This window comes from Photobacterium angustum, from assembly GCF_003026365.1.
Taxonomy (GTDB): domain Bacteria; phylum Pseudomonadota; class Gammaproteobacteria; order Enterobacterales; family Vibrionaceae; genus Photobacterium; species Photobacterium angustum.
In genome coordinates this window covers 111147-124249 of sequence record NZ_PYOM01000016.1, presented here as the reverse complement: position 1 = coordinate 124249, position 13103 = coordinate 111147, and the positions used below count along the sequence as shown (strand labels likewise).

Annotated in this window: 9 protein-coding genes, 1 tRNA gene and 1 rRNA gene; 10 read left to right on the top strand and 1 reads right to left on the bottom strand. The window is 39.4% G+C overall.

Features of this window, described 5'->3' with window-relative positions:
• Positions 1–19 precede the first annotated feature (19 nt).
• Positions 20–135 (top strand): 5S ribosomal RNA (gene rrf, locus CTN01_RS16625).
• 65 nt (positions 136–200) lie between these two features.
• Positions 201–277, top strand: a tRNA-Asp gene (locus CTN01_RS16620).
• A gap of 159 nt (positions 278–436) precedes the next feature.
• Here CTN01_RS16620 and CTN01_RS16615 read toward each other — a convergent pair.
• The gene (locus tag CTN01_RS16615; RefSeq protein ID WP_080896247.1) at positions 437–1789 is read right to left on the bottom strand and encodes an MATE family efflux transporter; all 1353 of its coding nucleotides are present in this window, start codon (positions 1787–1789) and stop codon (positions 437–439) included.
• A gap of 193 nt (positions 1790–1982) precedes the next feature.
• Between CTN01_RS16615 and CTN01_RS16610 the strand changes: the two genes are divergently transcribed.
• From CTN01_RS16610 to CTN01_RS16575, 8 genes are all read left to right on the top strand, one after another.
• Positions 1983–3773: an IucA/IucC family protein gene (locus CTN01_RS16610; protein ID WP_045150445.1), complete on the top strand. Its 1791-nt coding sequence runs from the start codon at positions 1983–1985 to the stop codon at positions 3771–3773.
• Positions 3760–5490 carry an IucA/IucC family protein gene (locus CTN01_RS16605; protein WP_045150444.1) on the top strand — a complete coding sequence of 577 codons (1731 nt, stop codon included), beginning with the start codon at positions 3760–3762 and terminating at the stop codon, positions 5488–5490. The genes CTN01_RS16610 and CTN01_RS16605 overlap by 14 nt, the downstream gene beginning before the upstream one ends.
• Before the next feature lie 10 nt (positions 5491–5500).
• Positions 5501–6757 carry an AMP-binding protein gene (locus tag CTN01_RS16600; RefSeq protein WP_045150448.1) on the top strand — a complete coding sequence of 419 codons (1257 nt, stop codon included), beginning with the start codon at positions 5501–5503 and terminating at the stop codon, positions 6755–6757.
• Positions 6758–6766: 9 nt separating this feature from the next.
• The gene (locus CTN01_RS16595) at positions 6767–8041 is read left to right on the top strand and encodes a DUF6005 family protein (RefSeq protein WP_045129742.1); all 1275 of its coding nucleotides are present in this window, start codon (positions 6767–6769) and stop codon (positions 8039–8041) included.
• Position 8042: 1 nt separating this feature from the next.
• The gene (locus CTN01_RS16590) at positions 8043–8882 is read left to right on the top strand and encodes a sugar phosphate isomerase/epimerase family protein (RefSeq protein ID WP_045084318.1); all 840 of its coding nucleotides are present in this window, start codon (positions 8043–8045) and stop codon (positions 8880–8882) included.
• A 132-nt stretch (positions 8883–9014) separates the two neighbouring features.
• Positions 9015–9722 (top strand): response regulator transcription factor, encoded by a 708-nt coding sequence (locus tag CTN01_RS16585; RefSeq protein WP_045127681.1) that lies wholly within the window; start codon positions 9015–9017, stop codon positions 9720–9722.
• A 147-nt stretch (positions 9723–9869) separates the two neighbouring features.
• Positions 9870–11834 (top strand): TonB-dependent receptor domain-containing protein, encoded by a 1965-nt coding sequence (locus CTN01_RS16580; RefSeq protein ID WP_045150443.1) that lies wholly within the window; start codon positions 9870–9872, stop codon positions 11832–11834.
• 75 nt (positions 11835–11909) lie between these two features.
• Positions 11910–13052 (top strand): ABC transporter substrate-binding protein, encoded by a 1143-nt coding sequence (locus CTN01_RS16575; protein ID WP_244156124.1) that lies wholly within the window; start codon positions 11910–11912, stop codon positions 13050–13052.
• Positions 13053–13103 lie beyond the last annotated feature (51 nt).

The window sequence follows — 13103 nt, the reverse complement described above, 5'->3', positions numbered from 1 at the left end:
ATAAATAAACCCGAATTTGCTTGGCGACCATAGCGTTATGGACCCACCTGATCCCATGCCGAACTCAGTAGTGAAACGTAATAGCGCCGATGGTAGTGTGGGGTCTCCCCATGTGAGAGTAGGACATTGCCAGGCTTTAAATTTAAGATACTTGTTCTGAACGACAGGTATCGGATAAAACGAAAGTTTTATCTCCGTGTGGAGCGGTAGTTCAGTTGGTTAGAATACCGGCCTGTCACGCCGGGGGTCGCGGGTTCGAGTCCCGTCCGCTCCGCCACTTATATTAAGCCCTAGTCGAAAGACTAGGGCTTTTTTTCGTCTGTAGAAACTGGAAATAATAGTTAAGCTTTTTATAAAGAAGCTTAGGCAAGTCCCGTAACCTCGACTACCTGTTTAAGAACTCAGTCGTTTTTTATGACCTGATAGCTGATAAGGATCATAGAGTTACCAGCTCAAACTTTTGTTTTATGTTGTGTTGGAAACGAAGGTAAAGCGTTAATGCAATAATAAAAGTACTTAACTCTGCGATAGGTAAAGCAAAAAGAAACGGGATGCTTGGAATAAAATTTGTGAAGAGTAGAAGTAGTGATACAGGTAAAACTAACCCTCTTGATAAAGCGATAATAGATGATTGAAGAGGACAATGCATCGCTGTGAAATAACAAGATAGTAAGACATTTATTCCGCTAAAGATAAAACAGGGCCATATAACGCCAATATAACTTAATGCCAATTGATAGGCGTCAGACTCTGTATTTTCAATGAAAAGCTTCGTTATTAAATCTGATACAGACAGCGCACTTACTATTAATAGTGTACTAATACTTATCACGGTAACGGTAGCTAAAAGCATGAATTGATTGATGCGTGTGAAATTTCTTGCTCCATAGTTTTGGCTTACCAGTATATGAAGCGCATCGATAATGCCGTAAAACAGCATCATGCTAAGAAATAACATATAGTTTGCGACAGCGAAGCCTGAGATAGCGGTATTGCCCTGCTCTTTCATCAATAGCCAATGAATAGTGAAAATAACAATACCGACAGAAATTTCATTGATATATTCTGAAATCCCATTAAGCAACCCTCTGAAGTAAGGCTTCACGCTTGAATAACAGAGCTGAAATTTAATCAATCTTTGTTTCTTAGTGAAAAAAGTACAGAGGACTAATAGCTGTATTATCTGTGCTATACCTGTTGCCCAAGCGGCCGATTGAATTCCCCACTTAAAATAGCCAAGAAAAAGAACATCAAGCATGATATTAATGACAGAGCCCAAGACTAAAGCTGTTGTTGCTAGCGTTGGAAAGCCATCTGCGCGTACAAAATAATATAAAACCATTGTGGTTAGTTGAATGGTGAGTACGACTGATATTACTTGGAAGTAAGCTTGAGTAAGGGGAGTTAATTGTTCATCAACACCAAGAAATAAAAATAAACTCTCATTGAAAAATAAACTAATAATCGCCATCAAGGTAGCGAATAAAAAAATAGAGATTAACGATAAGGTAAAAATACCATTAGCCTCTTTATAGTTTCCTTCTCCGATAAATTTTCCTGCAGTAACTGTCCCACCAATAGCTACCATTAGACCCAATGCAAACATGAATGTGATGTAGGGAATAAGAATATTGATAGCAGCTAAAGCTTGAGGACCCAGATATTTACCTACAAAGATCCCATCGACCAAACTTGCAGTAGTAATAGCAAGTAATGCAATGAGTGCAGGAAAAGCAAACAGGAAAAAAGTACTAATGATAGGGCCTTGAGTGACCTTGTTATACGTCATGATTTTTATGTTTTATGAATGAGCTTAATTATCCATTTTGAAGCGTTTCAATCATAAGTACGAGCGTTGAAGTGCCACGGTTTGCTTCCGCATACATTTTTGTGTAACAAATGTAATCATTGTTGAAATGAGAATTAATATCATTAAGAATCTCTAACTAATTTCTTATTTATCAATAAATAGTCGGTTCAACATGATGTTAACAGCAAAAAAAATAGCTGAAGTCGCTTCATTTCAGGCCCTCTTTAATTGTTACTTAAAAGAATGTAAGCAAGATTCATGGTACCGAGTTGATGCGTGGATGGAGAAAAATGAATTATGTTGTTCACCACCGTGTCAGTGGGTTATTGAAATAAACTTGCCTATAGAACATGTAGTTATTGCCGTTGAAGTGACTTATAAAACCATTGTTGGTCGCCATGCTTTTGGTGATATTTGGTTAAAAAATAATGATGAAAATTGGTATACCATCTCTGAAAAAGAAGCTGCAATTACGCTTTTAGATTCATTTTTTGAGCAAAAGACAATGTCACTGAAAAAACAGGAACTATTGATTCGCCTGTTAGAAAGTATGTCGCTCATGGAGTATTTTTTGGCGGAAAATATGACAAAAAATGCACCGCCTTCTCGTTGTTTTATTGATGCTGAACAGAGTTTAGTTTTTGGACATTGGCAACATCCGACGCCTAAAAGTCGTCAAGGGATGCTTGATTTTCATCATCAATATTATGCGCCTGAATTAAAAGGGGAGTTTGCACTTCATTACTTTAATGTTGCCCGCTCTTTGATTTGCCAGCGCTCAGCATTATCAATTTCAGCTGAAGAGATCATTGCTTCTTCTCTCGAAACCGCAGACTTACAAATTTCAGATGAGTTTATAGTCTTGCCTATGCATCCGCTGCAAGCGCAAAAATTATTACATGATCCCGCTATTCTGGATTTAATGACTCAGGGGCTAATTATTGATAGCGGACAGCATGGTTGTAAGTTCACAGCAACGTCCTCTGTGAGATCGCTATACAGTGCGCATTTATCTTGGATGTATAAGTTTTCGATACCTGTAAAAATTACGAATTCTCTTAGAGTAAATAAACGTCATGAACTTGATGCTGGCGTAGTTATGGCTGGGTTATATCGTAAGACGGGATTTAGTAGTGATTATCCTAGCTTTAATGTTGTGACAGATCCTGCATACGTCACCGTATTATTACCAGAGCAAGAAGAAAGTGGTTTTGAAACTATTATTCGAGAAAATCCATTTCAGGCGGGTCAAGATCAGGATGTTCTTACTATTGCAGCATTGACACAAGATCCACTGCCAAATCAAGCATCGTTATTAGCCTCTATTATTGTTGAGTTGGCAACGAAAGAGCATTGCTCTGAATCTCATGTAGCGATGCGATGGTTTGCCCGTTATTGGGATTGTGCGATAGATCCTATGATCCGTTTGTATGATGAGCATGGCATTGCGTTAGAAGCACACCAACAAAATAGCGTTATTCAATTAGAGAGTGGATACCCATCGAATTATTATTTCCGAGATAATCAAGGTTTCTATTTATCAAAAAGCTATCGTAGTTATTTAGAAGGTATGGAGCCTGAATCTAGCCGTGTCCATGACTTGTATTTTGATGATGAAATGATCTGTGAGCGATTCACTTATTATTTAATGATCAACCATCTCTTTTCGATTATTGGTCGACTAGGCGCTGATCATATTATTGATGAAGCTTTATTACTGAATTTTGTTAAGCAACGGCTCACCGCATTACATAAATCATTACTGGGTGGCGGTAAATTATTTGTCGAGCAATTGCTGACAAATAAGCAATGGGCAATGAAAGCGAATTTACTGACACGTGTTCACGATGTCGATGAATTAATGGTTGAGAACGAACAGGCGATTTATTGCTACATCGATAATCCATTTATAACAGCTGATACCACAAATAAGAAAAAGGAGGTATCAGATGCCATTGCCTAATTGTCTTACGCTAGAACCTGAACAGAGAATCATTAAGCAACTTTTTGAAGCCATCATGTTTGAACAATTGGTTGAAATTGATGTTGGCTCTGAGAATGGTCACAACACGTTTACTTGGATCATGGCGGAAAAGCATTATCACGTTCGTGGTCATATTGGCGCTTTTGGGCGTTATCGTTTAGATATTTCAACCTTAACGATTGATGGTCAACCTCAGCTTATCTCGCAATCTTGGGAATATATTGTTCGAGACTTGCCCGCCCTTGAGCAAGTTAAGTTATCTATTATCGAAGAGTTTAAACAAACCTCCAATTTGTGTCGCTGGAATCAAGACAATATTCCAGCTCGTGATTCACGTCGGCAGGCAAGTTTTATTGAGTTGGAAGCACAGCTTGATGAAGGACATCCTTATCACCCATCTTTTAAAGCGCGAACAGGGTTTAACTTTCTTGATCATCAATGTTATGGGCCTGAAGCTGGGGAATCATTTTGTTTGCACTGGATCGCGATAAAAAGAACACATTTTCGTTCACATTTACCTGAGGATCATGATTGTTTTTGGTCTAGTGAATTAGATCAAGATCACTGGCAAACATTGAGTTTTATTTTATCTCAGCAGCAAGGAAACTGGCAGGAGTATGCTTTATTGCCTGTTCATCCTTGGCAGTGGCGTCAATTACACAAAGAAGACTTTCTATCTTTACTTGATCAGAAAATTATTATCGATTTGGGAGAGTTAGGGGACCAATATGTTGCCTCGCAATCGGTCAGAACTTTACTCAATGTGACGAATCAAGCAAAAGCCAATATCAAATTGCCATTGAATATGGTGAACACCTCTTCTAAGCGGACCTTAGCTGGTTATTCCGTTTGTTTGGCGCCAGAGATATCAACATGGCTTGAAACCATTGTTAGTCAAGACCCTGAGTTGTCAGGTTTAGACATCTTAGCCGAATACGCTGGCGGGATTTATGTACCGTTAGGGAAAACGGTAGAGTGTGATCCTTTAAGTGACCAACTGGCGGTTATTTTTAGAGAAAGCCTAGAAAACAAATTATCACCTGAGCAAACGGCGGTACCATTTAATGCGTTGATGATGGTCGAGCAAGATGGTCAGCCATTCATTGATCATTGGATTGATAAATATGGCTTAGTGCCGTGGCTCTCGCAACTTATTGAGGTGGCAGTGATCCCAATTTGGCACTTATTGGTCAAGTATGGGGTGGGGACGGAGCCGCACGGACAAAACATGGTATTGGTTCACCGCAATGGTTGGCCTGAAAAGATTATTATTCGTGATTTTCATGAAAGTGTTGAATACCACTCTGAGTTCCTTAGTACTGAGTTTCCAGCACCTGATTTAGCATTATTAGAACCAACCTTAGCCAAGGCACCTCTAGATATATTTTATGCCATGAGTTCGGTAGAGCTGCTGCGCGAATTAGTGATGGATACCTTATTCATTTATAACCTCGTAGAGGTCTCTCACCTTATTGAATGGCATTACGGTGGAACGGAAAGGCAGTTCTGGCAACTGGTTGAGAATAAGCTCGAACAATACAGTGCAGCGCATCCAGATCTCGCAGATCGGATCGCTCAACTCGATTATCAATCTACTTCAATTGCAACAGAATCATTATTAGCTCGAAAATTTCAGGCTAAGAAACAAGAGTGTCACCATATCGTGGCGAATGCGCTTTCGTGCGCTTTTAAATAATAGGGATATTATGATTTACGTTAATGATGATTATATCGATAGTGCTTTTTTCTCACAGTGTTTCCAAATATTTTCAGCGCACCCTCAGTTAAAAGATTGTGCAGGAAAACGCGTTGCCGTGTGCCTACAAAATCCTGCTCAGCTGCTGGCGCTTTGTTTATATTTAAAAAGAAATGGTGGGTCATTTTATCCGATTTTAGCCACGACTCCGCGTTTAGCGGCAAAGCGTTTAGCAGACAAAGCAAACTGCCATATCGTTATCTTTGATATTGAGCAGACGGGACTGACGCTAAAAAGAGAAGACAAAGATCAACAAGCGGTTTTAGTACAAACTAGCTCTGGAACAACAGGTGAGCCGAAAGTGATCACTCGCTCTTGGTTGTCTATTGATGAAGAAATTGAGAGTTATGTGACAACTTTTACTACACCTCAGTCCATGACCCCTTTAATTGCATGTCCAATTACTCACTCTTATGGATTAATTTGTGGCGTACTTGTCGCGCTTAAGCGTGATTTAGTGCCTGTGATCATTACCAACATTAATCCTAAATACCTATTGAGAAAATGCTTAGAGAATAGTGAGCACTTACTTTATTCATCGCCAAGTTTACTGCATTCTCTTGTACAACTATATCCAAAACAAGAACAGCTGCATGCTGTAATGACGTCAGGAACGGTGCTACCGCAAGCTTGGTTTGAAGCGATAAAGGTACGAAGTCAGTATTTATTCCAGCAATACGGCTGTTCTGAAGCAGGTTGTATTGCCGTCTGCGAAAATCCTGATTATGCCAATCAAATGGGCTTTCCACTTCCACATTTAAGGGTATCAGCAGGGAGTGATGTAACTTCCCCGCAAGAGATCATCGTATCCAAAAATAAGCTTGATATTAATACTCAAGATCTTGGTTTTTTTGATGTGCAAGGGCAGTTATGTTTCGTTTCCCGTAGCGATGACATGATTAATGTTTCTGGGCTGAATGTGTATCCACAAGATGTGGAAAACGTTGTGATGGAATTAGCTGAAATTACAGATGCGGTGGTGTTTAAGCGTGCCGATGAGTTATCTGGTGAGCGTGTATGTTTGCAGTTTGTGGCAGACACTTTGATTGAACCAAGCCGTATTCGTCAATGGTGTGGAACGCGTTTAGCGAATCACCAGTTACCCGTTGATATAGAGCAGCGCGAGATTATCGAAAAAGCGGCAAACGGAAAGATAAACCGAAAAGTGCTTTCACAAAGTAGTGTTTCAATTGCAGCGATTGGTTAGGGAAGAAAAATGCAGCGCGAAGAAATGATCCAAGCTATCAAAAAAGTGCTTGAAGAAAATATGCAAAATAGCCATATGGCGCTTTTTAGTCCATCAGCAAAGTTGAATGAAGAGTTGTATTTAGATTCAGTGTTAATACTCCAGCTCATTTTACATTTAGAGCTCGATTTAGGATTGACCGTACCAGAGCAACATATTACAGCTGCTGATTATGCGACAGTTGCGAGCTTAGCCGACTTTCTATGCCAGGTTAACAATGAGTCAGAGCTCGCACCGAAAGAGCCTGAGGTTGAATTTGAAGATGTAAAAGTACATTGCTTTGTTAGTTGTGTGTGTGAAGCGTTAAAGAGCAAAGGCATTGATCATCGACCATTTTATTTTGCGGTATGGGATGCGACGTTTGATGTAAGTGAGCGCTACCAACTGCAATATCATAGTGATGATATTAACCACCAATTATTTATTGATTGGTACCAACGTTTGTTTGGTGGTGAGCTTATCGCTTGGTATGACAGTGAGAAAACCAAGCTCGTGAATTTAGCCACCATGAGAGCGTTACTTGGTAATAAATCGAACTCAGAGCACTTGATGGTGATGCTCGATCTTTATCACCTTCCTGAGCGTGAAAATAAATTTAATCAGAACCCATTTCCCCATTACGTTATGTTGACGGAAACAGAGACGCCAGAGCACTGGATGATGTGGGATCCTGACTTTCGTTGGCAAGGTGAAATTTCACAAGATCGTATTGAAAATGCTATCTCTCAGCCAACCGTTGAGGGAGGGTATATTTTTAATGAAAACGCTCTGCAAGATGCGCCGTTAAATGTGGTGCAAGATTATTTCAAGCTTTGCTTTATTGAAGATGAAAACCCGCTGACAAATGCCGTTCGTGAAATTATTCAAGCTCACCTTGATGAAAAACAGGGGATTAGTTTGTCAGATCTCCCACTTGCTTTACGTGAATTAAAAGTTATCGCGGTGCGTAAATATGCCTACGAACATGGCTTTGCTTATTTTGGCAGAGCGTTAGGTCAAAGTGATGATGACTTTGAATATTGGTGTGATGTGATTGAAGAATTAATCCAGACCTATACCAGTATTCAGTATCAAGTAATGAAAATGGCAGAAACCAAAGATCTTAATTTATATACAGGTATTCAATACTTGTTGGATAAGCAAGACAGAACAGAAAAGCGTATTAAAAAAGGGTTATTTGATATGTATTCCGATTGGTGTGAATTAAACGACTTACCGTGTGATTCTATTATGGAGGTTTGTTGATATGCAATTATCTATTTGTACTATTTCGTTTCGCCATCAATTAATGTCATTAGATCATTTAGCGCAATGGGCAAGAAGCCATGATTTTCAAGGTATCGAGCTTTGGGGTGTCCATGCCATAAGTCTGGAGTCACAACCTCAATACGATGCGCAATGGTTAAAGGAAATGGGACTCTCGATTTCAATGCTAAGTGATTACTTACCCTTAGTGGGTGATCCCATCGTCTCTCAACAAAAGTGTGCGCATATTTGTAAGTTAGCGAACTATTGGAATACAAATAAAGTAAGGACTTTTGCGGGGCATCAAGCCAGCGATAAGGTTAATAAAAATGACCGAGAAAAACTGGTTACTAGACTACGTCATATTTGTGAATACGCGCATCAACAAGGGTTAAATGTACTTGTTGAAACCCATCCCAATACTTTAGCGGATACGACAGAATCGATTCTTCAGCTTTTAGATGAGGTTTACCATCCGGCTTTAAAAATTAATTTTGACAGCTTACATGTTTGGGAATCTGGTGCTGATATTAATTATTTCCATAATCAAATTAGTGATTTTGTCGATCATTACCACTTAAAAAATATCGCTTCACGAGAATATTTAAACGTGTTTTCACCTGATAATGTTTATTCGCCAGCAGGTAGCCGAGAAGGAATGACACCTTTATTTGAAGGGGCATTAGATTATCAACATTTTATTGATGGATTATCTCAAAATAAAAATGCAACAGCATCACTTGAGTGGTTTGGTAACAATGTAAAACAAACCTTAATAAATGATAAAAAAGCATTAGATAAGTTTAGCAAGAATATAAAACAGGCTGAGTTGCTGTTTTAGTTTTAATTTATATTTAACTTATTTCGATAAATAGTCATTGATTATAAAAAAACGCTCGTATACTATCAGTTGTCTAACTGATAGTGATAACTATTATCAATAAAAATAACAGGTGTTTGGCTAGGGATTGGCATGAATATAGATAAGGTCCATCATTCAAGAACAATCTTAATTGTGGAACCTGATCATAATTATGGTCAGCAGTTAATTGAACTGTTTTGGCGTGAAGGTTTTGTTATCAAACGTTGTCAATCTGCACTTGAAGCTGAAAACGTTTATAAAAATGCGATAGTAGATCTTATGTTGGTCTCTAATCAATTACCTGAAATGAAGGGTTTTACGTTTTTAAAACAGTGTCGACAAGTTTCTCACATCCCTATTGTCTTATTAGCGGATAACTATAGCGATACAGAATGCGTAAACAGTTTTTTCCATGGTGTAGATGATTATATTCCACGTAGACAGCCGATTAAGGAAGTCTTGTGTCGTGTTATTGCGATTTTAAGGCGTATTCAGCAGCGGCAGTTACCGTCAAATAAAACCAAATTATTAATTGTTGATGATTTGAAAATGGATAAGCAAAGCTTAGCGGTAAGTTATAAAGAAACCACATTATCAATGACACCAATTCAATTTAATTTACTTTGGACATTAGCTTTTCAACAGAATCAAGTACTGAGTAAAGACTATTTATACCGACAGGTATTGTCACGTGAGTTTAGTTTATATGACCGCAGTTTAGATATGCACTTAAGCCGAGTTCGGCGAAAATTAGTATCGGCAGGTATGCCTGTTGAGCGGCTGAAAACGGCTCATGGCGTTGGTTACAGTTTTAATTAATATAAAAAAAGCTCTTATCTAAAGGTAAGGGCTTTTTCCATATTTATTAAGTAGTTGTGAAGTTGTAACAATTGTAAAAAGTATTTACATCTTAGTGGTTAGAAGCAAAATAATGATAATTATTATCATTAACAAGTGGAAATTAAGATGTTGAAAGGATGCAAATTCAAGCTGCTACCGACTACGGTTGCTGTCTCAAGTGCGTTGTTTACACAAATTGCGGTTGCCGACTCAGAAGGTGAACATGAAAAAATGGTTGTAATGGGTAACCCATTACAAGCGACTGAAGTGTTTATTGATTCTGAGCAGCTTGAACGACAACAAGCCAACGATATCAATGATATTTTCCGCACAGATCCCGAAGTCAGCATTGGTGGTGGTACTGGTGTTGCTCAAAAGATTTATGTTCGTGGTTTAGAAGATAGCCAGCTAAACGTGACTATTGATGGTGCCGTTCAATCAGGCAATATTTTCCACCACCAAGGACGTTTATCAATAGAACCAGAGTTATTGAAACAAGTTGAAGTTGCGGCCGGTGCTGGACGTGCTACAGATGGTGCGGGCGCACTGGGGGGTGCGATTCGTTTTAAAACCAAAGATGCAGAAGACATGCTACAAGGTGGCGAACGTTTTGGTGGCTTAGTGAAGGCGGGCTACTATGATAATACCGAAGGGTATAAAACGAGCGTTAGCGGCTATGGCTATCTTACTGACAACGTAAGCGTTGTTGCTACTATGGTGTATAGCGATTTAGGCAACTACACAGATGGCGATGGTAACGAGCAGCCGTTTACTGAAGCACAAAACAAAGTTGGCTTTATTAAGCTTGTTGGTGATATCACTGACGCACAAAAAATTACTTTAAGTTATGATCATCGCGGTGATGAAGCGTATCGTAACTTCCGACCTCACTGGACGGAAAGTAGAAAGAACTTCCCACTTGATCAAGAGATGAACCGAGATACTTTCACGTTGAACTACGGTTTAAATCCTGCTGATAACCCATATCTTGAGCTAGATGTTACCGCATATAACACTGAAACTGAGCTAAAACACAAGAGTCGTCCAGACGCACCTCGTGAAACAAATAATATTGCGAAAACACATAGCTATGGCGGTGACATTCGTAATACGAGTAGCTTTAACTCGTTTGCAATCACTTATGGTGTTGATTACCGTAAAGATACAACAGATGGTACATTCTTAGCTTATAGCCCTGATACTTATGAGTTCAAAGGCACTGTCGCTGGCGTGTATGTACAGAGTGATTTCCGTATTGTTGAGCCGCTACTTTTAAGTGTTGGTGGTCGTTACGATACATATGAATTAGAAGATTCTTACGGTACAGAAGTCGATCATTCAGGCTTTAGCCCTAATGTTAGTCTAAACTACAGCGTTATACCTGGCTTGAATGTTTATGCAGGTTACGCAGAAGCTTTCCGTGGCGCACAGATCCCTGATTCATTTATGACTGATATTGAGTTAGATCCAAACCGTAAAGCAGAGCGAGCACATAATACTGAGGTGGGTGCGAGCTGGGTAAACGGTGGTCTTAATTTATCTGCAACGGCGTACATTAATAAAATTGACGATGTGGTCGGTAAAAGTGCGAAAAACCAAGGCGACTTAGAAACCAAAGGTTTCACTGCGCGTGCTGGCTACACCTTCAATGATTTAAGTATGTCATTAAGCTTCAACCACTCTCGATCAGATCTTGATGGTCAACGTTTAATTGATGAAAACTTTGGTATCGGTACCTCTACGGGTGATACATGGGTTGCGGATATTAATTACTATGTACTTGATAACTTGTTAATTGGTTATACAGGTCGCTATGTTGATCGTCTTGATGATGCGGTAGAAGTGGTTGAAATTTATAAAGGTAAAGAGGAGATCACTAACTATAGTGAAAAGCCAGGTTATGCCGTTCATGATATTTACAGCCAGTGGCAACCATTATCGGGCGAAGAGTTAACGCTCTCGCTGGCAGTTAAAAATCTCTTTGATAAAGATTATCGTGATCATGCTAGCTACGGTGATGTAAACGCTATTGCGAGTGCACCACGCGAGCCGGGTCGTGATATCCGCTTTAATGTTGCGTATGCCTTTTAAATAAATGAACAAGGAGAGACATCTGTCTCTCCTTTTGTCGTTTAAGGCTAGGTGAATGTGATCAAAGGGAAAGTTATGCCGCAATTTCTATCAATAAAAAATCGTCTTGTTGCACTGCTCAGTGTTTGCTTGGTGTTATTTAGTACTCACAGTATAGCGAAAAGCATCACTGTAACGGATTTAGCTGGGCGAGAAGTCGTAATATCTCAACCAGTTGAAAGATTACTGTTAAGTGAAAGTCGCTATATTCCCGCGTTAGCGATTTTAGAAGGCGATCAAGTGTTATCTCGTATTGTCGGTATGATGGGAGACATGAAATTAGTTGATCCTGATTCTTATCAACAATATCAAACCGCGTTTCCTAACATCGATAATATTCCTCTGTTTGGTAAAGGCGCAACAGAGAGTTTTAGTTTAGAAACCGCATTAGCGCTTAAAGCAGATGTGGCTTTTTTAGGTGTAGAAGGTCATGGGCCTAATGCGCGGAATAGTGAAATTATTGAAATTTTAGAACGTGCGGGTGTAACGGTCGTCTTTATCGATTTTCGCAAAGATCCAGTGAAAAATACCTTACGTAGCTTAGAAGTCATGGGCAAAGTACTTGGTCGTGAAGCGCAAGCGAAAAGCTATATTCAATTTTATAACCAAGAATTAGATAAGGTGAAGCAAGGTCTTGCCACGGTAAAACCTGAAGATGTCCCGACAGTCTTTCTACATAGCCGTGTAGGTGTTAACGGTGAATGTTGTGAGACCATGGCACGAGGGATGGTTGCTCAAATGCTTGACTTTATTGGGGTGAAGAATATGGCACAGCCATTACTTCCGGGAACTGTGGGCGTATTAAATCAAGAGTATTTATTAACGCATCAGCCTGATATTTATATTGGTACCGCTGTTGGTTCAACTCAAACTCAAAAAGAAGCACCGCAATATATCGTTCTTGGTACCAGTATTAGTGCCAAAGTAGCGCACCAGTCTTTGGCTGCCATAACTCAACGGCCGCCACTTAATCAATTAACCGCAGTGAAAAATAAACGGGCTTATTCTATCTGGCACCATTTTTATAATACGCCACTCAATATTGTTGCCATTCAGACGTTTGCTAAATGGGCCTATCCCAGAACGTTTGCTGATCTCTCACCTCAAAAAACATTAGAGACACTATATCGTGATTACCAGCCTGTGCCTCTTAATGGTACCTACTGGATGGCGTTATAAATTAACTATCAGTGTTGTTTTAATTAATTCAATGAGCCGGATGACGTCACT

Excerpts from the sequence above, each read along its gene's own strand:
- CTN01_RS16615 (WP_080896247.1), bottom strand. The coding sequence starts at position 1,789 with ATGACGTATAACAAGGTCACTCAAGGCCCTATCATTAGTACTTTTTTC.
- CTN01_RS16610 (WP_045150445.1), top strand. The coding sequence starts at position 1,983 with ATGATGTTAACAGCAAAAAAAATAGCTGAAGTCGCTTCATTTCAGGCC.
- CTN01_RS16605 (WP_045150444.1), top strand. The coding sequence starts at position 3,760 with ATGCCATTGCCTAATTGTCTTACGCTAGAACCTGAACAGAGAATCATT.
- CTN01_RS16600 (WP_045150448.1), top strand. The coding sequence starts at position 5,501 with ATGATTTACGTTAATGATGATTATATCGATAGTGCTTTTTTCTCACAG.
- CTN01_RS16595 (WP_045129742.1), top strand. The coding sequence starts at position 6,767 with ATGCAGCGCGAAGAAATGATCCAAGCTATCAAAAAAGTGCTTGAAGAA.
- CTN01_RS16590 (WP_045084318.1), top strand. The coding sequence starts at position 8,043 with ATGCAATTATCTATTTGTACTATTTCGTTTCGCCATCAATTAATGTCA.
- CTN01_RS16585 (WP_045127681.1), top strand. The coding sequence starts at position 9,015 with ATGAATATAGATAAGGTCCATCATTCAAGAACAATCTTAATTGTGGAA.
- CTN01_RS16580 (WP_045150443.1), top strand. The coding sequence starts at position 9,870 with ATGTTGAAAGGATGCAAATTCAAGCTGCTACCGACTACGGTTGCTGTC.
- CTN01_RS16575 (WP_244156124.1), top strand. The coding sequence starts at position 11,910 with ATGCCGCAATTTCTATCAATAAAAAATCGTCTTGTTGCACTGCTCAGT.